We start from the raw sequence: 21,758 nt of genomic DNA, 5'->3' as shown, positions 1-21,758 counted from the left end.
GCGGCTCGGCGGACATGCCACAAGCCGATTGCGGCAGAAACGTGTCAGGCGTCGAGGCACAACATCTTGCGGATCGGCGCGAATGTGCGCCGATGATGTTGTGTCACCCCATGTTGCAACAATCCCGCGCGGTGTGTCGCCGTGCCGTAGCCGGCATTCGACTCCCAGCCGTAGCCGGGATGTTGTTGCGCCAGGGCCACCATGCCACGATCCCGCCTCGATTTCGCCAGAACCGACGCCGCCGCGATGGAGACCGAGCGGGCGTCACCGCCGACGATCAACTCGTGGGCGCAAGCGACCCAGGCGGGCCTGTCGTTGCCGTCGATCAGGATGTGGCAAGGCGGCGCGGGCAGGGCCGCGATGGCCCGGCGCATGGCGAGGTGGGTGGCCTGCCGGATGTTGAGCGCGTCGATCTCCTCGACGCTGGCCTCGCCGAAGCCGATCTCGCAGCACTCCTTGAGCAGGGGAACCAGAGCTTCCCGCCGGGCCGCGCTCAGCTTCTTGCTGTCGTTCAGCCCTTCGGGCGCCGGTCCGATCAGATTGACGGCGCAGGCGACCACCGGTCCGGCCCAGGGTCCCCGCCCGACCTCGTCCAGCCCCACGACGACGCGCGCGCCGCGGCAGCGGGCGGCCTGTTCGTAGTCGAAATTCGGGGGCAGGGTCGGCATCGGCCGGACCCTGCCCCCCTCCCGGCGTGGCGTCAACGCGGGGGAGCGTCAACGCCTTGCGGTGCGGGGAGTCCAGCCTTCGGCCTCGAGGCAGCGCGCAGCGTAGAGCGCCTTGGGGCCGGTTTCCGTGTCGATCCGGCGGATGCATTCCGGCGGCAGGATGCCCGGTCGGGCCACGGCGTTCTGCATGCAGGCGGCCTCGTAGCCCGCCACGGGGCCTGCCGAGGTGCGGACCGCATCGTAGCACTGATCCGGCAGAATGCGCGTCTCGCGGGCATCGGGCAGCGTGTCGTAGGGAAAGAGCGGATCGTAGGGCGGCAGCGTCTCCGTCTCGACCCGCGCGACGGGGCGCGGACTGCGCGTCGGGGCCGTCGGCGTGGATCTCGCCGGTGCGACACCGGTCCTCGGGGGGTCGTATACGCGCTGCCGCGCGACGGGCGCCGCGGCATCCGCCCCGTCGCGGTTCCGCTCGATGATCTCGCTCAGCGCATAGAGCGCGACGAGTCCGCCGATGACCTTCAGCGCGTCCTTCCTGTCGGCCTGCGCCGGAGTGGCGACGGGCAGGGTCAGAACCAGCACGGCGATCGCGGCGATCAGGCTCCGGAACATGGCGTGTCTCCTCGCTGTCGGGTCATGGGACAGGGCAACGGGTCCCTCGACGCGAAGGGGCCGGACGCGCAATGACGGTCGCTTGTCATGAAATAACCGGCGGCCCGCCATTGCCTGTCGGCCCCCCCTGACGCATCAAGACCGCATGCGGACCGCGCTTCTTTCCTTCGGCCTCGTGGCCTCCCTCACGCTCGCCAATGCGGCGGGAGCGGCGTGCTACGCCGACTACAAGGCCAAGAAGGACGATCCGCTTCGGCTGCATTACGGCGTGATCGAGGTCGGGGACGGCAATTGCTCGGCCGGTGCCGCCGCCTCGGTGATCCAGGGCCGCCTCGGAAACGGCTGGCAGCTTCTGGAGGTCGAATCCGTCTTCGGCCCCGAGGGACTGGACCAAAGGAAGGGCCGTGCCGGCGAATTCTTCCTCCGTTACTGAGACACGGGCCGTCTCGGCCAGGGTCGTGAGCCTCGGCATCGCGGCCATCGTCGTGATTCTCGCGGCGGCGGCCGTGTTCCTCTTCGCGACGCTGCCCGACGGCAACGCCTTCAACGCGCGGGTCGAGCGCCTGTTCGTCGAGTCGGACCTGACGCAGCGGACCGAGATCGGCCTGCTCGAAGTGCTGGCGCAATCGGGCACGGCGTTCAGCGACGTGCTGGCGAGCTATCGGGTCATCATCTTCGTCCTCCTCGTCTTCGCCACCGCGCTGCTCATCGCCTGCGTCGTGCTGCTCGTCGCGATCGTCACGCTGAACCGCCGGATGGGGGAGATCGAGCGGTCGGGAATCCAGGTGACGTCGCTGGTGCTCGCGCGGGCGGAGAATGCGGTTCTGCTGAACGACATCGAGCTCAAGCTGACCGATGCCGCGATGGAGACGCTGAGCGTGCTGGCCGAGGCCCGGCTCGACGGCGACATGCTGACCGGCGCGCAGATCGAGTCGGTCATCACCGGCAAGCCTGAATCGGATTGCGAGGAGGCGGCGGGCGCGACGCGGATCAAGCGGCTGCGCGACGCGCTCGGCAACCAGATCGTGACGCAGCTCCTGATCCGCAACATCACGCGGCAGGGTTACGTGCTGGCGCTCGATCCGAAGGTGATCCGGATGACGTGACGGGCTAGATCCTTCGTCATGCCGGATTATCCTCGAACTTCCGATGGCCGCTACTTCGTCGCCAAGGGCCGCCTGTGGCGGTGCAGCGATCCCTCCCTGTCGGAGGCCGACCGCGACGCGGCGGTGCGCGAGTTGATGGCCGCGCGGCGGGCGGTCCGGGACGCGGGGAATGCGTCCGAGACCCGCGCTGCCCGCGACCGCGTGCAGGCCGCGAAGGAACGTCTGGGCGAACGCGGCCCGGTCTGGTGGGACGATGGCGCGCCGGACGTCACGCGCCACGCCCCGTGGAACACGGACTACGCCGAATGGTGGGACGCGCTCGATGCCGCGGCACAGGCACGGGGCCGGGGATGATCGACGCCGTGATCACCTGGGTGGACGGCGACGATCCGGCCCACCGTGCCAAACGGGCTCGATACGAGGGTCGCGGCACCCATCCCGAGGCGACGGCCACGACGCGCTTCGCCAGCTCGGGCGAGCTTCGCTACGCCGTCCTGTCGCTTTTCCGGTTCTGCCCCTTCGTCCGGCGGGTCCATGTCGTGACCGACGCGCAACACCCGGCCTGCCTCGATCCCCTGCTCTCGGCACCTTCCGATGCCGGACGGATCCACATCGTCGATCACCGGGAGGCGTTCGGGGACCATGCCGATCTGCTGCCCGTCTTCTCGTCGCGCTCCATCGAGACGATGATCCATCGCATTCCGGGCCTCGCTGAGCGGTTCCTCTACCTGAACGACGACATCTTCGTCGGGCGCCCGATGACGGAGGGTGATTATTTCGATGGCGACCGTCCCGTATTGCAGGGCCATTGGCGCCGGTTCCCGAACCCGGCCGTCGCGTGGCTGAAGGCCCGCGTCCGGTCGGAGCGGCCCGGCTTCGGCGCCGCGCAGCGAAAGGCCGCCCGGCTGGCCGGATCGCGCGGTAGATACTTCCTGCTGGAGCACCAGCCGCAGCCGATGCGCCGGTCCACACTCGCCGATTTCTATGCCGGCAACCCGGCGGCCCTACGCCGGCAGGCGGGCCATCGTTTCCGTTCGCCGGAGCAGGTCTCGCCCCTCGGCCTCGCCGCGCATCTGGAGATCGCGGCCGGCGCGCGCACGACGGCGCCGCGCGACATCGGCTACGTTCGTCCCGGCCGCCCGAGCGGCGCGGCACTCGCGCAGGTGATGGACCGGTTGCAGGCGGACGCCTATGCGTCCTTCTGCGTCCAGAGCCTCGACCGGTTCACCGAAGCCGACCGCGCCGTCGTCCTGTCGGGGTTGGAGGCGCGATACGGGTGACGGCCAGTTCGCTGGACCGGAGAGGGCGCAACGGCTAGAGGCCGGGGCGATCCCGACGATCCCGGCAACGAGAAGGCGCAGGACTTGCCCAAGACGAGATCAATCAAACGGCGACCCAAAGTCGAGCGGTCGATGACCGACCGCCAGATGTTCGCCCGTCTCTGGCGCGAGTATCTGCGGCCGCACGCCCCGATGATCGCCTTCGCCGCGCTCCTGATGGTGATGGAGGGCAGCACGCTCGGCATCCTGTCCTGGATGCTGAAGCCGATGTTCGACCTCGTCTTCGTCGACGGCCGCGAGAGCGCGATCCTCTGGGTCGGCTTCGGGATCTTCGGCCTGTTCCTGATGCGCGCCGTCACCGGCGTGCTGCAGCGGATCGTGATGACGCGGATCTCCAACCGCACGAGCGCGGCGATGCAGGTCGACCTGCTGCGCCACGTCCTCACGCTCGACAACGGGTTCTTCCAGACGATGTCGCCCGGCACGCTGATCTCGCGCGTCTCCTCGGATGCCACCGCGACACAGGGGATCTGGTCGGCGCTGATCCTCGGCGCGGGACGCGACGTCGTGGCGCTCCTTTCGCTCGTCGTGGTGGCTGTCGTCGTCGATCCGCTCTGGACGCTGGTCGCGGCGACCGGCACGCCGCTCCTGATCCTGCCGAGCCTCGTCCTGCAGCGCTATCTGCGCCGCAAGAGCGCGCGCCTGCGCGACATCTCGGCGGCCCGGACGACCCGGCTCGACGAGATTTTCCACGGCGTGACCCCGGTCAAGCTGAACGCGCTCGAGGATTACCAGAACGGCCGCTTCGCCGCGCTCACCGACGCCTTCGTGACCGCGAAGGTTAAGACGGCGGGCGGATCGGCGATGATTCCGGGCTTCATCGACGTCGCCATCGGGCTCGGGTTCTTCTGCGTACTGCTCTACGGCGGGCAGGAGATCATCGACGGCGACAAGACGGTTGGCGACTTCATGTCGTTCTTCACCGCGATGGCGCTGGCGTTCCAGCCGCTGCGCCGGCTCGGCTCGCTCGCGGGGACGTGGCAGGTCGCCGCCGCCAGCCTGGAGCGGGTCTTCGAGCTCTTCGACACGAAGCCGGCCATGCCGGCCCCGAAGGCCAAGGCGCGTCCGCCCGAGCTGCCCGACACGACGATCCGGTTCGAGAACGTGAGCCTGTCCTACGGGAGCGCCGATGTGCTCCGCGGGCTCGACTTCATCGCCGATGCGGGTACGACCACGGCACTCGTCGGGCCGTCGGGGGCAGGCAAGAGCACGGTGTTCAACGTCCTCACCCGGCTAGTGGAGCCGTCGGCCGGGCGCGTCACCATCGGCGGGCGCGACATCTCCGAGCTCGAGGTCGGGAGCCTGCGGGCCTTGTTCTCGGTCGTAAGCCAGGACGCGCTCCTGTTCGACGAGACGGTGCGCGAGAACGTCCTCCTCGGGCAGAAGCACGTCACCGAGGCGCGATTGCAGGCCGCGCTCGACGCGGCGCATGTCAGCGATTTCCTGGATAGCCTGCCGAACGGCCTCGACTCCCCCGCCGGTCCGCGCGGCTCGAACCTCTCGGGCGGGCAGCGCCAGCGGGTCGCCATCGCCCGCGCGCTCCTGCGCGACACGCCGATCCTGCTGCTGGACGAGGCGACCTCCGCCCTCGACACGGCGGTGGAGGCCAAGGTGCAGGACGCCATCGCCACGCTGTCGAAAGGCCGCACCGTCCTTGTCATCGCGCATCGGCTCTCGACCATCACCGACGCCGACCGCATCGTCGTGATGGACCGCGGTCAGGTCGAGGATGTGGGCCTGCACGCGGAGCTCCTCGCGCGCGGCGGCATCTTCGCAGGGCTCCATGCGCTGCAATTCGACGGCTGACCAAGCGGCGCGAATGACCTTACCGCGTCGTGCTAAAACCGTACGAAGATAGGATCTTACGCCGCGTTCCGACCGTCTTCCGACAGGAACTCGATCAGAAACCCGGTAGCATCGTCGGCCTCTTCGTGTTTCCCTAGGAACGATGCGGGTTCGCAACGGCGGGCTTGCAACCTAATGACAGGGCGTGTCTACGAGGTGCGCCGCCACGAGAATGGGAGAGATCATGTCGAAGAAGAACCAAGCGCAACTCGACCGGCTCGCCGATGCGGCGCGGCAAGGCCGCATCTCGCGCCGCGACTTCATGCATTACTCCGTCGCTGCTGGCCTTACGGCGACCACCGCGACGGGGCTCTGGACGACGAAGGCAGCCGCGCAGCCGAAATCCGGCGGCAACTTCCGCTGGGGTCTGCACGACGGCAACACGTCCGACACGCACGATCCGGGCACCTACGTCACCCGGCAGAACATCTTCCTCGCCCACACCCATCGCAGCTACCTGACGATGATCATGGGCGACGGGTCCCTCGGGCCCGACCTCGCCGATAGCTGGGAAGCGAACGACGACGCGACCGAGTGGACCTTCGATCTGAACCAGGAGGCCGCTTTCCATAGCGGCAAGCCGGTCACCGCCGACGACGTGATCGCGTCGCTGAACCACCACCGGGGCGACGACACGACTTCGGCGGCCAAAGCGTTGCTGACCGACGTCTCCGACATCGCCAAGGATGGCGACCACACGATCGTCGTGACGCTGTCGCGCGGCAATGCCGACCTGCCGTGGCTGATGACGGATTATCATTTCGCCATCTGTCCCGCGAACGACGACGGCACGATCGACTGGCAGTCGGGCGACGGCTCCGGTCCCTACAAGATCGACTCGGGCGAATGGGGCGTGCAGTTCACGCTGAGCCGGCACGATGGCTGGCACCGCGAGGGGGCCTATTTCGATACGGTCGAGATCCTGACGCTGAACGACCCGAACGCCCGGCAGACGGCGCTCGTCACCGGCGACGTGCACGCGGTCTCGCTGATCGAGCTCAAGACGATGGGCCTCCTGCAGCGCGACCCGAACCTCGACATCCACAACGTGCCCTCGGCCGCGGCGATCACCATGCCGATGTTCTGCGACCAGGCGCCGTTCGACAATGTCGACGTCCGCAACGCGATGAAGCTCGCCATGAACCGGGACGAGATCATCGAGAAGATCACCTTCGGCGCGGCGACCAAGGCCAACGACTTCCACCATTCGCCGGCGCAGCCCTACTATCCCGAGGGGATCCCGCAGCGGGACTACGATCCCGACCAGGCGCGCTCGCTTCTCCAGAAGGCCGGGGCCGAGGGCCTGACGGTCAATCTGAGCGCCGCCGACAGCGTCTATGCCGGCGCGGTCGACATGGCCGTTCTCTATGCCGAACAGGCCCGGGCGGCCGGGATCAACATCAACGTCGTGCGGGAGCCGAACGACGGCTACTATTCCGACGTCTGGCTGACCAAGCCGTTCTGCCTCGTCTCCTGGGGCGCACGCCCGACGCCGGACGTGATGTACACGCTGGCCTACAAGGACGACGCGGCCTGGAACGAGAGCCACTGGCAGAACGAGCGCTTCAACGAGCTCCTACTGCAGGCGAAGTCGGAACTGGACGAGTCGCTGCGTGCCGAGATGTACGCCGAGATGGCGACGCTGGCCCGCGACGATGGCGGCACCATCATCCCGTTCTTCAACAACTTCGTCTACGCGAACCGCGCCAATGTCGGCACGCCCGAAGAATTGGCTGCGAGCTGGGAGAACGACGGCGCCCGGGCCGCCAGCCGCTGGTGGTTCACCGACTGATCTCGCATGATCCGGCCCGGGTTCGACCGGGCCGGATCGCCTGCGATGCCCATCCCGAACGGACAATGAGACGCCGGCATGCCAAGGCCGGATCGGCAGGCCGGAGGTACGGATGTCCGACATCTTCAAACTGGTGATGAAACGGCTGGGATTGGGGCTGGTGACGCTTCTGGTCGTCTCGATCCTGATCTTCTTCGCCGTCGAGCTGTTGCCCGGCGACATCGCCCAGGCCGTTCTGGGGCAGGGCGCCACGGAGGAAACCGTGGCCACCCTGCGCGAGCGGATGGGCCTGAACGACCCTGCCATCGTGCGCTATCTCGACTGGCTCGGCGGCGCGGTCCGCGGCGATTTCGGGGTCTCGCTCATATCCGGCGGCTCCGTCGGGGATGCGATCACGCAGCGGTTCCTCAACACGCTGTTCCTCGCCACCTATGCCGCGGTCATCGCCGTGCCCTTTGCGATCGTCCTGGGCGTGCTCGTCGCGTTGATGCGGGATACGCTCTTCGACCGGGCGGCGAACATCCTGACGCTGACCTCGATCTCCTCGCCCGAGTTCTTCCTGGGCTACGTCCTGATCCTGTACCTGTCGGTGAAGACCGGCTGGTTCCCGGCCATCTCGAGCCTGTCGGCGGGCATGAGTTTCGGCGAACTCCTGGAGCGGACGTTCCTGCCGGCGCTGACGCTCGTACTCGTGGTGACCGCGCACATGATGCGGATGACGCGGGCGGCGATCATCAACCTGCTCGCGTCCCCCTATATCGAAATGGCGCGGCTCAAGGGCATGCCGCCCTGGAAGGTGATCGTGAAGCACGCGCTGCCGAACGCCTGGGCGCCGATCATCAACGTCGTCGCGCTGAACCTCGCCTACCTCATCACCGGCGTCGTGCTGGTCGAGGTGGTGTTCGTCTATCCCGGCATCGGCCAGCTTCTCGTCGACGCTGTGGCCAAGCGCGACTTCCCGATCGTGCAGGCCTGCTGCCTCATCTTCGCGGCGACCTTCATCCTGCTGAACCTCGCCGCCGATGTGGGGTCCATCCTGACCAATCCGCGCCTGCGGCACCCAAAGTAGAGGCGGATCATGAGCGTCTTCGTCATCGGCTACTACACGATCCTGATCGCGGCCTCCTGTCTCGCGGTCTATTTCGAGCGGCGGCGCGTCTTCATGCTGCTGTTCTCGCTCACGCTGGTCTCCTTCGTGGCGGGCATCATCGGCGGCGTCGGTGCGCTGCGCACGATCACCACGCTCGCGGCGGTGCTCTCGCTGGCGGCGGGCGTGTCCTACGCTTTCAAGGAGTTCCTCGTACAGATCGCGCGGCCGGGTCTCGCGCGGGAGCTTCGCACCGCGCCACTGACCGCAGCGTTCGGGATGTTCGTGATCTTCACCTACGCCATCGCCGGCATCTTCGCGCCCTGGATCGCGCCGCACGGACAGGCCGAGGTGATCTCCACCTCCTTCGCGCCGCCCGACGCCAACATGTTGCTCGGCGCCGACCAGCTCGGCCGCGACATCTTCAGCCGCATCATCTACGGCGCGCGCAACACGGTCGGCCTCGCCCTCGCCGCGACGATCCTGGCTTTCGTGATGGGCGCATTCGCCGGGCTGCTCGCGGCGGTGAAGGGCGGCTGGTTCGATCAGTTCATGGGCCGCTTCGCCGACGTCATCATGTCGGTCCCCTCGCTCATCTTCGCGCTCCTGATGCTGTCGATCTTCGGAACCAACCTCTTCGTGATCGTCGTGGTGGTCGCTGTGATCTACTCGCCCCGCGTGTTCCGCCTGACCCGCGCGGTCGCGGGCAACGTGGTGGTGATGGACTACATCGAAGCGGCGAAGCTGCGCGGCGAGGGCGACTGGTATCTCATCCGCCGGGAGATCCTGCCGAACTCCACCGCACCCCTCGTCGCCGAGTTCGGGCTCGAGTTCTGCTTCGTCTTCCTCCTCATCGCCGGCCTCAGCTTCCTGGGCCTCGGCATCCAGCCGCCCACGGCGGACTGGGGCTCCATGGTGCGGGAGAACGCGACGCTGATCTCCTTCGGCGACGTCACTCCGCTGATCCCGGCGGCGGCCATCGCGCTGCTGACGGTCGCGGTCAACTTCGTGGTCGACTGGATGCTGTTCCGGTCCTCCGGCCTGAAAGGGTAATCGCATGGGTCGTTTCAGCGACAAGGACGTCCTTCTCGATATCGAGGATCTGCGGATCGAGGGCTATTCCGACGAGACCTGGGTGCCGATCATCAAGGGCGTCGACCTGAAGCTCCACCGGGGAGAGGTCATGGGCCTCATCGGCGAGAGCGGCGCGGGCAAGTCCACGATCGGCGCCGCCGCGATGGGATACGCCCGCGACGGGACGCGAATCTCCGGCGGCTCGATCGAGTTCGACGGAATGGAGCTTACCACCGCCTCCGAGGGGGAGCGCCGCGCGCTTCGCGGCTCCCGCATCGCCTATGTCGCGCAATCGGCGGCCGCGTCGTTCAACCCGGCCCACAAGATCATCGACCAGCATACCGAGGCGCCCGTCCATTACCGCATCAAGAAGCGGATGGAGGCGCAGGAGGACGCGAAGGAACTCTACGAGCGGCTGCGCCTGCCCAACCCGCAGGAAATCGGATTCCGCTACCCGCACCAGGTTTCCGGCGGCCAACTGCAGCGCGCGATGACGGCGATGGCGATGTCCTGCCGCCCCGACCTCATCATCTTCGACGAGCCGACTACCGCGCTCGACGTGACGACGCAGATCGAGGTGCTGGCCGCGATCCGCGACATCGTCGATCAGTTCAACACGGCCGCGATCTACATCACCCACGACCTCGCCGTGGTCGCGCAGATGGCCGACACGATCAAGGTCCTGCTGAAGGGCGAGGAGGTCGAGCAGGCGTCGACCGACCGCATGCTTTCCGACCCGCAGGAGGACTACACCAAGTCGCTCTGGGCCGTGCGCAGCTTCAAGCGTCCGCAAAAGGCCCGGCCGACCGACGGGACCAAGCCGATCATCTCCGTCCGGGGTGTCGACGCGTCCTATACCGGGGGCGACAAGGTGCTCGACGACGTGTCCTTCGACATCTATCCCGGCATGACCGTGGCCGTCGTGGGCGAGTCCGGCTCCGGCAAGTCCACCACCGCGCGGGTCATCACCGGGCTGTTGCCACCGTCCAAGGGCGACGTGCTCCTGAACGGGGAGCCGCTGCCGCCGAAATACACGAACCGGACCCGTGACCAGCTGCGTCAGGCGCAGATGATCTACCAGATGGCCGACACCGCGCTGAACCCGAAGGTCCGCATCCGGGAGATCATCGGCCGGCCGGCGCAGTTCTATTCGGGGCTGAAGGGACCGGCGCTCAAGCAGCGCGTGGACGAGCTGCTCGACCTGATCGAGCTCGAGCCGTCGAAATACTACAACCGCTATCCGCCCGAGCTCTCCGGGGGCCAGAAGCAGCGGATCGGCATCGCCCGTGCGCTGGCCGCGGAGCCCGACTTCATCATCTGCGACGAGGTGACGAGCGCGCTGGATCAGCTCGTGGCCGAGGGTATCCTGAAGCTGCTCGACCGCCTTCAGAGAGAGCTGAACCTGGCCTACATGTTCATCACCCACGACCTCGCCACCGTCCGCTCGATCGCCGACGAGGTGGTCGTCATGCAGAACGGCCGCGTGGTGGAGCAGGGGCCGAAGGACCAGATGTTCACCCCGCCGCACCACCCCTATACGGATCTCCTCCTCTCCTCCGTGCCGGAGATGGACCCGAACTGGCTCACCACGCTCCTGGAAGAGCGCGGCGTCGACAATATCGGCGAGGCGGGCAGCGAGACGAAGGACGGATCGGAGAAAACGCAATCCGCCTGACGGCGGGCCGGTCGGTTCAGACGATGGTCATCGCCGTCAGCGCCATCGTCCCCACGATGCACGCATAGACGATCACCAGCCCCGGCAGGCTGCCGACCCGGTTGCGATATTCGCGGATGAGATCATCGCGCGACAGCATGGCACCCTCCGTGGGAATCAGCGGCCGTTTTCGGACGGCCCCCCTTTCGCCGTTAGTCGAGCGCATTTCACCGGGCAAGATCCGATTGCAGGCAATTGTCGCAACTACGCGTGTGCGCGGGCGGCACGGAACCGCGGCGCTACTGCGTCATTCGCCGGAAGAGACGGCGGGCGGTCTCGGAATACGGCGGCAGCAGCATCCTGAGCCACGGTCCGCGTGCCGCGGTGAAGACGGCGCGCTCATGGCTGAACTCGCGAAACCCGCGATGCCCGTGATAGGCGCCGTAGCCGCTTTCCCCGATCCCGCCGAAGGGCAGGTCATGCGCCGCAAGATGCAGCACCGTCGCGTTCACCGCACCCCCGCCCGAACGCAGGCGGGTCAGGAACCGCCGGGCGCGCGCGGCGTCCCTGTCGAAGACGTAGGCCGCCAGCGGGGAGGCGTCGGCCTCCGCGACGATCACCTCCTCGGGGTCGCGATAGGTCAGCACCACGAGGACGGGGCCGAAGATCTCCTCCGTCATCAGCGCGGAGTCGGGTGGCGGGTCGACGACGATGGTCGGCGCGATCGTCCGACGGCCCCGCACCTCGCCCTCCGTCACGCGGACCAGCGCGCCGCCCTCGCGCGCCTCCGCGATCATGCGCTCCATCCGGGAGAATGCGCGCGCGTCGATCATCGCGGTGTAATCGTCGGGCAGGAAGCCGCGCGCCGCATCGAGCAGGGCGTCGGTCCAGGCCGGTGCGCTGTCCCTCGGCACCCAGAGATGGTTCGGCGCGACGCAGGTCTGCCCCGCGCTGAGCCATGCCCCCCACGCAATGATCGGGGCATGGTCCTCGGGCGACGCGTCCGGCAAGGCGACGGCGGGGCTGCGTCCACCGAGCTCCAGCGTGACCGGGGTCAGGGTGCGCGCGGCGGCTTGCGCGACCTTGCGCCCCGTCTCCGTGGAGCCCGTGAAGAACAGGTGCCCGAGCGGCAGGGCAGCCACGGCCTGCGCCACATCCGGACCGCCGGTAACGACGGCGAGCTCGTCGGGGGGAAAGACCGCCTCCAAGAGCGAGGCCAACGCCGCCGTGGTCGCGGGGCTGCGCTCGGACGGCTTCAGCAGGACCCGGTTGCCCGCCGCCACGGCCGAGATCAGCGGCATCAGCGCCAGTTGCAACGGGTAGTTCCACGGCGACAGGATGCCCACGACGCCCTTCGGCTCCGTCCAGATATCGGTGCGGCCGGGAACGGGTTGCAGCACGCGCGCGGTCCGGGGCCGCGACCAGCGCGGCAGGTGGCGGATCGTGTGCTTCAGCCCCGTGCGCAGGAAGGCCAGCTCAGCCGTCATCGTCTCGCTCTCGGCCCGCGGGCCGAAATCGGCGTCGATCGCGGCGATCAGGTCGGAGCGGCGGTCGCGGAGCGCGTCGCCCAGCTGCTTCAGCCGCGCGATCCGCGCGGCGACCGGCGGCACGTCCTCGAGGGAGAAGGCCCGGCGCAGGCGGGCATGGGCGGTGATGACGGTCGCGGTCAATGGACGTCGTAGGCCCGGCCGCGCCAGATCGCCCGTTGGCCCCGCCGCCCCGCACGAAGCGCGGACCACTGGATCCAGAGCGTCACCGCGACCCCGACCGGGTGCAGCAGGACGACGAGCGGCGATTGCCGCGCCTTCACGGCCAGCGCGCTTCGGGCGATCAGAACCGCTGCCGTCGTCAGACCGGCGATCGCCGCCGCGAAGCCCGCGCCTGCCGCCAGGGCCACGAGCGCGACGAGCGGCGGCAGCAGATGGCCGCCGGCGAGCAGAACCGTCCAGATCGGCAAGCCGCGCGGCGTGGCCATCCCCTCGGTCGCGTTCTTGGTGAACCCGGCCCAGATATCCGCCCAATTGTCGTACATCCGCACATGCGCCAGCGGCGTCGCGTCGAGGATGTCGGTGCGTCCTCCGGCCCGGCGCACGTTTCGCGGCAGGTTCAGCCCGTCATGCATCCGGTCGCGGAACGCGGCGTGGCCGCCGGCCGCCCGATACGCCTCGGCCCGCACCATCATCAGCTGGCCGCAGCCCGCCGCGAAGCGCGCGTCGGACTTCGCGATACGGGCCATCGGCAGTGGCAGATACCCCAGCAGGAGGACGAGGATCTGCGGGATGACGATGCGTTCCCCGAGCGTTCGGGTGATCTGTCGCGGAAAGCCGGAGACGAGATCCAGCGCGCTGCGTTCCAGATAGCCGAGCATCCGCCCGACGCAATCAGGGGCAAGGCGCACGTCGGCATCGACGAAAAGCAGGACGGGATGGGTCGCCGCGGCCGCCAGCTGGTGACAGGCATGCTGCTTCCCGTTCCAGCCCTTGGGCAGGGCGGCGCCGCGGATCAGCCGCACGCGCGGATCGGCCGCGGCGGCCCGGGCCACGATGCCGGACGTGCCGTCGGTGGAGCCGTCGTCGAGGACGACGACCTCGACCTCCGCGCCGTCCTGCGACAGGGCCGCCTTGAGCGCGGGCCCGATATTGCCGGCCTCGTCGCGGGCGGGGATCAGGATCGAGACGGAATGCCCGGACCGTCCCTTCGCCCGCGGAGGGGATCGGAAGATCGCGAGATTGAGAAGCGTGACGATGGTGTAAAGCGATCCGAGGACGAGACCGACGACGGCGAGGAGGGTCAGGACGGAGTTCATCAGCGCCCCTTCACTCGCCGGCCACATGATCGGGATCGTGCCCGCGTCCCGCGGCGGTGTCCCGGAGCCGCGACCACAGGCCGTAGACGCCCCCGACCCCCCGAGCGCCACCGAGGATCGTCTCGAACGCGGCGGGATCGCGCGCCATCGCGGCCGCCGCGAGGCGGTCCTGCGTCGCGGTCAGCCCCGCCTCCAGCGCGTCTTGCCACGCCGCGGCCGACCCGACATCGACGAGTGGGGCGCCGAACGCCGCCAGCGCCTCGGGGCGCTTCTCGGACCAGAACGGGTATTCGAGGGCCACGGGAAGGGCCATCGCGCCCGGCACCCGCGCCATCAGATGCGCGAGACCGGGCCGAAGCGTGACGGGGCGCTCCCGCGGGTCGGCGAAACGCCCCTGCACCGTCATCCACAGGGTCCGGGACGGATCGTCGAGCAGATGCGTCCCGACCCTGAGGAATCGTACCCCGCCGGCCCGGCTTTCCGGATCGACCGCGAAGATGCCGATCCGCTTCATGAACGGGTAGCGTTCGAGCGCCGTGGCCTCCATCGGGCCGTAGCCCTGCCGCCCGGGGAACAGCGTCTCCTGCAGGACGATGAAGAAGACCGGGTCCCACCAGCCGGGATGGTTCCCGTAGACGACCACCGGCCGGTCGGCGGGCACGTCGGGGCGCCCGGCCCGGAGCACGCGCACGCCCCGGAAGGCGCGACGCATCTGCCGCCGCATGACGCCGTTGAAGAACCGGACCATTCGTGGCGACAGGCGCGCGACCGGATCGTCCGGGATCGTCCCGCCGCTACTCGGCGGCATGGGCATTGGCGATGGCGTCCTGGTGCAGGCTGTCGGCGGCGATCCAGCCCGACATCAGCGCCATCGGCATGCCCGGCCCCGGATGCGCGCTCCCGCCGGCGAGATAGAGGTCGCGCACCTGCCGGGAGCGGTTGCCGGGCTTGAACGCGCCGTTCACGCGGCCGTGGCTCACCAACCCGTAGATCGCCCCGTCGAGCACCTTGTAGCGGTCGTGGATGTCCTGCGGCGTAAGCGCCCGCTCGAACACGATCCGCTCCTGCAGGTCCTCCATCCCGGCGGCGCGGCCGAGCTTCTCCATGATCTTCGCACGCTCCACCGGCAGCATCGTGGACCAGTCGTGGCCGGGGCGCAGATGCGGCGTGTGGACGAGGATGTAGAGCGCCTCGCCCCCCTCCGGCGCGACGCCGGGCTCGGTCCGCGCGGGCGCGGCGATGTAGGCGGTCGGGTCGGGCGCCGGCACGCCCTTGTCGTAGATCGCGCCGAACTCCTCCTTCGGGTCGCGGGAGAAGACGAAGTTGTGATGCGCCAGATGCTCGTAGGCCCGGTCGAGCCCGAGATAGAGCACGATGCCGGAGCAGGCCGCCTCGCGGGACTTGTAGCCGAAATCCTGCCAAGCCTTGCCGCCGACGAGCTCCCGGTAGGTGCGCACCGAATCCATGTTCGACACGACCTTGTCGAAGCGCAGGGTCTCGCCGTTCGCCACGACGGCCACGGCGCGGCCATTCTCGACCTCGATGCGCTCCACGTCGACGCCGGTGCGGTAATCGACGCCCAGCTCCTCGCCCAGCCGGGTGAGGGCCATCGGCACGGCGCGGGTGCCCCCGATCGGGTACCAGACCCCCTCGCCCTGCTGCATCTGCGCGATGCCGCAAAGGACGGCCGGCGCGGCCAGCGGGGAGGAGCCGATATACTGGATGAAGTGCTCCAGCATCTGCGCCACGCGCGGGTCGCGGACGTTCTTCTTGATCTGCCCGGCCACGGTGCGGTGCATCCGCAGCGCCATGACGTCCGACAGGGTCGAGAGCGTCATGTTCTCCTTCAGGTTCATCGTGTCGCGCAGGTCCTCGACCGAGCGCCAGAAGAAGAACTTGTCCGACACGTCCGAGAGCCGGTCGGCCACCTCCATGAAGCGCTGGAAGCCCTGTTCGTCGGCGGGGCTGAGCTTGCCGATCTCGCGCGCCGCCTCCGCTGGGTCGTCGCACAGGTCGAGCACGGTCCCGTCGTCGTAGAAGCAGCGCCATTGCGGGTCGAGCCGGCGCAGGTCGAGATAATCCGAGAGGTTTCGTCCGGACTCCGCGAACACCCGCTCCAGCACGCGGGGCATGGTCAGGATCGTCGGACCCATGTCGAAGCGGAACCCCTCCTCGGAGAGTTCCGCCGCCTTGCCGCCCAGCCAGGCGTTCTTCTCCAGAAGCGTGACCTTGTGGCCGCGCGCCGCCAGCGTCGCCGCCGCGGCAAGCCCGCCCAGGCCGCCTCCGATGATGCCGACGCTGCTCATTTCGCTGCCTCCTCGAGCGACTCGCCCAGACTTTGCACGTTCGGGACCGGCAAGCCCAGATCCTCGGCCGCGAGCTTCGAGGCGATGCGCGCGCTCTCGAAGATGGTGGGCAGGCCGGAGCCCGGATGCGTGCCGCCGCCGGTGAGGTAGACGCCGTCCACGTCCTCGAACCGGTTGCGCGGCCGCCAGTGCAGCATCTGGCCCAGATTGTGCGCGAGGTTGAAGGTCGCGCCTCGGAAGATGCCCATTCGGCTTTCCCAGTCGGCCGGGGTGATCATCCGCTCGGTGCGGATGCGCGGCCGGATGTCGTGACCGGTCAGGCGGGACAGCCGGTCGAGGATCTTCTCGCGGTAACGCGGCCCCATCTCGTCCCAGTCCACCGCGCCGTTCAGGTTGCCCGTCGGCACCAGCACGTAGAGCGTCGAATGTCCCTCGGGCGCGAGCGTGGGGTCGGTGACGGAGGCGTTCTGGACGTAGATCGTCGGCTCCTCCGGCGCGAGGCCCGCCTCGATCTCGCGAATGTTCTCCACGTAGTCCGACGACATGTGGATCGAATGATGATGCAGATCGTCGAGCCGTCCCTCGAGCCCGAGATAGAGCATGAAGGTGGAGCAGGAATACTTCTTCGAATCGATCTTCGCATCGGTCCAGCGCCGGCGCAGGCGGTCGGGGATCAGCGCCTTGGCCGTGGTCGCGAAGTCGCCGTTCATCACCACCGCATCGGTCTCGATCGTCTCGCCCTCGATGCGGACGGCCCGCGCGCGGCGGCCGTCGAACTCGATCTCCTGGGCCGGGGCGGACAGGCGGATGTCCACGCCCATATCGGTCGCCACCCGGGCCATCGCGCGCGGGATCGCGTTGCAGCCGCCGATCGGGTGGAACACGCCGAAGCCGTATTCGATATGCGCCACGATCGTGAAGAGCGACGGGCATTTGAACGGGCTCATCCCGAGGTATTTGGACTGGAAGCTGAAGGCGAGGCGCAGGTCGGGATGCTTGAACCAGCGGCGCAGGTCCTGATCCACGGTAAGCCAGGGGCGCAGCTTGGGCAGCGCACGCACCATGTCGGCGCGCATGAAGTCGCGCGGCCCGTGGAACGGACGTTGCAGGATCGGCCGGAAGGCGTCGAACTTGGCGATGTTGGAGTCGAGATAGCGCTGCACGTTCCGCGCATCCTCGGGGCTGATCCGCGCGGCTTCCGCCGTCAGGCGCTCGATGTCGGGCGTCGCGTCGAACGTGTTGCCGTCGTGGAAATGCAGCCGGTACATCGGGTCGAGCCGGCGCAGATCCACCTCGGCGTCGAGGTCGTAGCCGCAGGCGCCGAAGATCTCCCGCAGGATCTCCGGATAGAGATAGAAAGTCGGGCCGTAATCGAAGGTGAAGCCGTCCTGCGTGAAGCTCGCGGTGCGACCGCCCACGCGGTCCTCCCGCTCCAACACCGTCACCTCTGCTCCGGAGGCCCGCAGGAGCATGGCCGTGGCCAGACCACCGGGGCCGGCCCCGATCACCACGGCGCGGCGGGCATCGGCCCGGCGCCCCGCGAAACGTCCACCCAGCGCATTCATCGTTCGTTCCCCCTCGTCATCGCCGCCCCGGTCCACCGCGAACCCGGATTGCCAAATCCGGACAATGGCCTGATGGTTCCCCCGGGACCAGACGACGAAGTGCCGGGTAGGACACCGGGTCGCAGGGCAGGGGGATGAAACATGTTAGTATCTTCTCCGCAACAGCGGGCGACCTAAGTCGTTGCCCGGGATTGTCACGCAACCATCGTCTGCCGGGGCCGAACGCCACATGACGCTCGCCGAAGAACGCCGCAACGAGACCCGGACCGACCGGGCCACGACGGATCTCGACCGTGCGGCGCGACGGGAGAACTTTCCCGTGGCCTCGCGCCTCCTGCCGCCGCATGCGCGTGGCAAGGTCGTCGCGTTCTACCGGTTCGCCCGCGCCGCCGACGACATTGCCGACGATCCCGATGCGTCGCCCGAGGCCAAGCTCGGCCGGCTCGACGCGTTAGATCGCGCTCTCTCCGGGCAGGACGGCAAGGATCCGGCTGCGGCGCTACGCCGCGCGCTGGACGACGGCCGCACGCCCTCCGACGCGACCGCCCTCGCCGCGGCGGGCGAGCTTCTCGTGGCGTTCCGCCGGGACGCGGGCGGGATCGCCTGCGCCGACTGGGCCGATCTGATGGCCTATTGCGACGTCTCCGCCGCGCCGGTCGGCCGGTTCCTCCTCGCGGTGCATGGCGAGGACGCGGTGACACACGGGCCGTCCGACGCGCTTTGCGCCGCGTTGCAGGTCCTGAACCACCTGCAGGATATCGCGGAGGATCACCGCGACCTCGGACGGCGGTACCTGCCCGGCGACTGGATGGCGGCCGAGGGGGCGGCCGACGCCGATCTGGTCGGTCCCGCCCTGACGCCCGCGCTTCGGCGCGTGGTCGACCGGACGCTGGAGGCGACCGACGCGCTCCTGACGGAGGCCGCACCGCTGCCCACTCTGATCGCCTCGCGCGGCTTGCGGATGCAGGCGGCGGCGACCGTCGCCCTCGCCCGGCGCCTGCATGCGCTGCTGCGTCGGGGCGACCCGCTCGCCCGGCGCGTGGCGCTTCGCCGGGCCGACTTCGCCCGCGCCGGTCTCTCGAGCCTGTGGTTCGCGCCATGAGCTTCGCCCGGGCGACCAGCGAACGGGCCGACCGGGACGAGGTCCGCCGTGTCGTGGCGATGGCCGGGTCGAGCTTCGCCGCCGGCATGCGCATCCTGCCGCAGCGCCGCCGTCGGGCGATCCACGCGGTCTACGCGCTTTGCCGTGCGGTGGACGACATCGCCGACGGCGACGCACCGGAGGCCGTCGATTCCGCCAGCCGCGCCGCCCTGCTCGACCGCTGGGAGGCGGAGCTCGACGCAACCTTCGACGGCATGCCCCGCACCGCCATCGGCGCGGAGATCGCCCGGACGCTCGACTGGATCGACCTGCCCAAGCGGGAATTCGTGATGGTTGTCGAAGGGATGCGCATGGATGCCGCCGCAATCGTCGCCCCGGATGCCGAGCTGTTCTCGGCCTATATCCGCCGCGTCGCGGGCTCCGTCGGCATCCTGTCGATGTTCTGCTTCGGCGCATGGCGCGGCGCGTGTTCCGAGCGGTTCGCGCTCAACCTCGCGCGCGGGTTGCAGGTGATGAACATCCTGCGCGACGTCGAGACGGATGCGGCGATGGGCCGTCTCTACCTGCCGGCGCACGTGCTGCGCGCCGCCGGCCTGCCGGAGGACCCCGCGCAGGTCGCGCGCCATCCCCGGCTGTCGCAGGCCCGCGCGCTGCTCGGCCGCGAAGCGCGGCAGGCCTTCGACGCCGCCGCCGTGGAGATCGCCGCGCATCGCCGCACGCCGCTCCTGCCCGCGCTGATGATGATGGGCCCCTACGAGCGGCTGCTCCGCCGGTGGGAGGCCGACTGGTCCCGCCCGCCGCCCGTGCGCTCGCGCCTGGGCAAGGTCGCGGACGGGTTGGCCGCGGTCGCGCGTCCCGTCTGAATGGGGCGCATCTGGGTCATCGGCGCGGGGCTCGCCGGCCTCGTCGCCGCCGAACGGCTGTCGGGCACGGGGCACACGGTGGAGATGCTCGAGGCGTCGCCGAAGGCCGGCGGGCGTTGCCGCTCCTATCGCGACACGCGGCTCGACCGGGTGATCGACAACGGCAACCATCTGATCCTGTCGGGCAACCGCGCCGTGCTCGACTGGGCCGCGCGCATCGGCGGGGCCGACGCGCTGTCGACGGGGGAGGCGGCGTTTCCGTTCCTCGACCTCGCCACCGGCGCGCGCTGGACGATCCGGCCCGGTCCGGGCCCGCTCGGCGCTCTCCGCCGCGCCGCCCGCCCGCCCGGCGTCTCCGCGCTCGCGCTTGGCCGCGACACCGCCCGCCTCCTTGCCGCCCGCCGCACGACCAGCGTGGCGGAGGTCGTCGCGCGCGGTCCGGCCTGGGACGCGTTCTGGGACCCGATGACCCGCGCCGTCCTGAACGAGCCGCCCGAGACCGGCAGCGCCCCCCTCCTGCGCGCGGCGCTGCTGCGGAGCTTCGCACGGGGGGCGGGCGCGGTGCGGCCGGTCTTCGCGCCCGACGGGCTCGGCCCCGCGCTCGTCGATCCCGCGCTGCCGCTCCTTGAAGCGCGCGGCGTCCGCATCCGCTACCGCACCGCCGCCGCCGCCCTGCGCGGCACGGACCGTCTCGACGCCATCGAGACGGCGGACGGCCCGGTCGCGCTCGGCCCGGGCGACGCCGCCATCCTCGCCGTCCCCGCGCGTCAGGCGGCGACGCTCCTGCCGCAGATCGACGTGCCGGGCCCGGGCCGCACCATCGTGAACGCGCATTTCCTGGCGCCGGAAAGCGGCCTGCCGCCGGTGCTGGCCCTTCTCGGTGGCGCGGCGCAATGGTTGTTCCGGCGCGGCGACGTCGTCTCCGTCACCGTCTCGGCGGCCGAAGCGTCGGAGGTGGACGGGCTGTCGCGCGAGGCCGCGCTCGGGCAGCTCTGGCGCGACGTGGCCGCCGCGATCGCCGCGCATGGCGGGACCGTTCCCGCCGCGATGCCGGTGGCACGACTGCTGCGGGAGAAGGCCGCGACCTTCGATCAGTCGCCCGCCGGCGCCGTCCGCCGCCCGGCCGCGCGCACGCCCTGGCCGAACCTGCTACTCGCCGGGGACCATGTCGGGACCGGGCTGCCCGCGACGCTCGAGGGGGCGGTCCGCTCCGGCCTCGCCGCCGCGCGCCTCGCCGCGCAGGCCGCCTGACGGCCCCCGCCACGCACCGTAGATCACCGGATTCTTCTCCACGAAGTCCAGAAGCACGCCCGCCGGCGGGATGCGCCGCCCGAACGTGACCGCCTGATGCGCCGCGACCGCGCCCAAGACGGCGCCCACGAGGTTCGCGATCGTGTCCGTCATCGTGTCCATCAGGCCGCTCGCCTGCGTGTTGTAGCCGAAGACCTGGTCGAGCGTGAACTCCATGATCTCCCACATCGTGCCGACCATCATCGAGAAGCCGAAGCCCAGCACCGCCAGCAGCCATATCGAGGTCCGGGCCCGGCCGCCGGCCGTGGGCAGAAGCGCGAGCCCCATTCCGGCGACCGACAGGACCGCGGCGCTCACGACATGCAGGAGCATGTCCCACCACGGCAGCGCCTCGTAGCCGTCGGCGAACTCCCCGTAGAGGAGCGCGGTGAGTGCGAAGACGAAGGTGCCGACGACGAGGCGGCGGGGAAACCGGATCCCCGACATCGCCGTGAAGATCGGCAGAAGCGCCGAGAGTGCGGCGCAGGCGAGGACGATTCCGACGACCGGCAGCATCGTTCAGAACGTATCGGCCGGCATCACGACGACATCCTCGGGCTTCCTCCTGCGGGGGCGGGCTCCGCATGGATACGGGCCCGACCCCTTCAGGGCAATGCCCGCCCCCGTGGATCGGTTCCGGCGGCGACCGGC

At 69.5% G+C, this 21,758-nt stretch carries 21 protein-coding genes; 12 read left to right on the top strand and 9 right to left on the bottom strand.

The features are described from left to right. Positions 1 to 44: 44 nt before the first annotated feature. On the bottom strand, positions 45 to 668 hold the full coding sequence (locus tag Q1A87_RS06790) for a ribonuclease HII (protein WP_299648699.1): 624 nt from the start codon (positions 666 to 668) through the stop codon (positions 45 to 47). Between the two features lie 48 nt (positions 669 to 716). After that, positions 717 to 1,277, bottom strand: coding sequence for a hypothetical protein (locus Q1A87_RS06785; RefSeq protein ID WP_299648696.1), 561 nt, complete (start codon positions 1,275 to 1,277; stop codon positions 717 to 719). 145 nt (positions 1,278 to 1,422) lie between these two features. Here Q1A87_RS06785 and Q1A87_RS06780 point away from each other — a divergent pair, with 145 nt between their 5' ends. The 9 genes from Q1A87_RS06780 (at position 1,423) to Q1A87_RS06740 (ending at position 11,196) form a co-directional block, all read left to right on the top strand. Continuing rightward, positions 1,423 to 1,710 (top strand): hypothetical protein, encoded by a 288-nt coding sequence (locus tag Q1A87_RS06780; RefSeq protein ID WP_299648693.1) that lies wholly within the window; start codon positions 1,423 to 1,425, stop codon positions 1,708 to 1,710. Next, positions 1,682 to 2,383, top strand: coding sequence for a hypothetical protein (locus Q1A87_RS06775; RefSeq protein ID WP_299648690.1), 702 nt, complete (start codon positions 1,682 to 1,684; stop codon positions 2,381 to 2,383). The genes Q1A87_RS06780 and Q1A87_RS06775 overlap by 29 nt, the downstream gene beginning before the upstream one ends. A gap of 18 nt (positions 2,384 to 2,401) precedes the next feature. Beyond that, on the top strand, positions 2,402 to 2,737 hold the full coding sequence (locus tag Q1A87_RS06770; protein ID WP_299648687.1) for a hypothetical protein: 336 nt from the start codon (positions 2,402 to 2,404) through the stop codon (positions 2,735 to 2,737). Next, positions 2,734 to 3,663, top strand: a complete 930-nt coding sequence (locus Q1A87_RS06765) for a Stealth CR1 domain-containing protein (RefSeq protein WP_299648684.1) — start codon at positions 2,734 to 2,736, stop codon at positions 3,661 to 3,663. The genes Q1A87_RS06770 and Q1A87_RS06765 overlap by 4 nt, the downstream gene beginning before the upstream one ends. Positions 3,664 to 3,795: 132 nt before the next feature. Further along, complete coding sequence (locus tag Q1A87_RS06760) at positions 3,796 to 5,529, top strand: ABC transporter ATP-binding protein (protein WP_299648681.1); 1,734 nt, start codon at positions 3,796 to 3,798, stop codon at positions 5,527 to 5,529. Positions 5,530 to 5,752: 223 nt separating this feature from the next. After that, positions 5,753 to 7,360 carry an ABC transporter substrate-binding protein gene (locus Q1A87_RS06755; RefSeq protein ID WP_299648678.1) on the top strand — a complete coding sequence of 536 codons (1,608 nt, stop codon included), beginning with the start codon at positions 5,753 to 5,755 and terminating at the stop codon, positions 7,358 to 7,360. Positions 7,361 to 7,472: 112 nt separating this feature from the next. After that, positions 7,473 to 8,429, top strand: coding sequence for an ABC transporter permease (locus Q1A87_RS06750; protein ID WP_299648675.1), 957 nt, complete (start codon positions 7,473 to 7,475; stop codon positions 8,427 to 8,429). Between the two features lie 9 nt (positions 8,430 to 8,438). Further along, a complete protein-coding gene (locus tag Q1A87_RS06745; RefSeq protein WP_299648672.1) occupies positions 8,439 to 9,500 on the top strand; it encodes an ABC transporter permease in 1,062 nt (353 codons plus the stop codon). A 4-nt stretch (positions 9,501 to 9,504) separates the two neighbouring features. Further along, positions 9,505 to 11,196 (top strand): ABC transporter ATP-binding protein, encoded by a 1,692-nt coding sequence (locus Q1A87_RS06740; RefSeq protein WP_299648669.1) that lies wholly within the window; start codon positions 9,505 to 9,507, stop codon positions 11,194 to 11,196. Positions 11,197 to 11,212: 16 nt separating this feature from the next. Here the strand turns inward: Q1A87_RS06740 and Q1A87_RS06735 are convergent, their stop codons facing one another. From Q1A87_RS06735 to crtI (Q1A87_RS06710), 6 genes are all read right to left on the bottom strand, one after another. Then, the gene (locus Q1A87_RS06735; RefSeq protein WP_299648666.1) at positions 11,213 to 11,335 is read right to left on the bottom strand and encodes a hypothetical protein; all 123 of its coding nucleotides are present in this window, start codon (positions 11,333 to 11,335) and stop codon (positions 11,213 to 11,215) included. Between the two features lie 139 nt (positions 11,336 to 11,474). Beyond that, positions 11,475 to 12,845, bottom strand: a complete 1,371-nt coding sequence (locus Q1A87_RS06730) for an aldehyde dehydrogenase family protein (RefSeq protein WP_299648663.1) — start codon at positions 12,843 to 12,845, stop codon at positions 11,475 to 11,477. Then, the gene (locus tag Q1A87_RS06725) at positions 12,842 to 14,008 is read right to left on the bottom strand and encodes a glycosyltransferase family 2 protein (RefSeq protein ID WP_299648660.1); all 1,167 of its coding nucleotides are present in this window, start codon (positions 14,006 to 14,008) and stop codon (positions 12,842 to 12,844) included. Before Q1A87_RS06725 ends, Q1A87_RS06730 begins: the two co-directional genes overlap by 4 nt. Beyond that, entirely contained in the window at positions 13,992 to 14,795 is an 804-nt protein-coding gene (locus Q1A87_RS06720; protein ID WP_299648657.1) for a lysophospholipid acyltransferase family protein, read from the bottom strand. The genes Q1A87_RS06725 and Q1A87_RS06720 overlap by 17 nt, the downstream gene beginning before the upstream one ends. After that, entirely contained in the window at positions 14,776 to 16,287 is a 1,512-nt protein-coding gene (gene crtI / locus Q1A87_RS06715; protein WP_299648654.1) for a phytoene desaturase family protein, read from the bottom strand. Before crtI (Q1A87_RS06715) ends, Q1A87_RS06720 begins: the two co-directional genes overlap by 20 nt. Continuing rightward, entirely contained in the window at positions 16,284 to 17,852 is a 1,569-nt protein-coding gene (gene crtI / locus Q1A87_RS06710; RefSeq protein WP_299648651.1) for a phytoene desaturase family protein, read from the bottom strand. Before crtI (Q1A87_RS06710) ends, crtI (Q1A87_RS06715) begins: the two co-directional genes overlap by 4 nt. A gap of 229 nt (positions 17,853 to 18,081) precedes the next feature. Here crtI (Q1A87_RS06710) and Q1A87_RS06705 point away from each other — a divergent pair, with 229 nt between their 5' ends. The 3 genes from Q1A87_RS06705 to hpnE are packed head-to-tail and all read left to right on the top strand — an operon-like array spanning position 18,082 to position 21,068. Then, a complete protein-coding gene (locus Q1A87_RS06705) occupies positions 18,082 to 18,954 on the top strand; it encodes a squalene/phytoene synthase family protein (protein ID WP_299648648.1) in 873 nt (290 codons plus the stop codon). After that, a complete protein-coding gene (locus Q1A87_RS06700) occupies positions 18,951 to 19,817 on the top strand; it encodes a squalene/phytoene synthase family protein (protein ID WP_299648645.1) in 867 nt (288 codons plus the stop codon). The genes Q1A87_RS06705 and Q1A87_RS06700 overlap by 4 nt, the downstream gene beginning before the upstream one ends. Then, a complete protein-coding gene (hpnE, locus tag Q1A87_RS06695) occupies positions 19,818 to 21,068 on the top strand; it encodes a hydroxysqualene dehydroxylase HpnE (protein WP_299648642.1) in 1,251 nt (416 codons plus the stop codon). It abuts the gene before it with no gap. On the opposite strand, the gene Q1A87_RS06690 is transcribed toward hpnE, so the two are convergent. After that, positions 20,967 to 21,623: a hypothetical protein gene (locus Q1A87_RS06690; protein ID WP_299648639.1), complete on the bottom strand. Its 657-nt coding sequence runs from the start codon at positions 21,621 to 21,623 to the stop codon at positions 20,967 to 20,969. The two genes, hpnE and Q1A87_RS06690, sit on opposite strands and share 102 nt — an antisense overlap. Positions 21,624 to 21,758 lie beyond the last annotated feature (135 nt).

The sequence above is a fragment of the uncultured Jannaschia sp. genome (assembly GCF_947494055.1).
GTDB lineage: Bacteria > Pseudomonadota > Alphaproteobacteria > Rhodobacterales > Rhodobacteraceae > Jannaschia.
The sequence above is the reverse complement of the archived record's forward strand: the minus strand, read 5'-3'. Positions and strand labels throughout refer to the sequence as shown.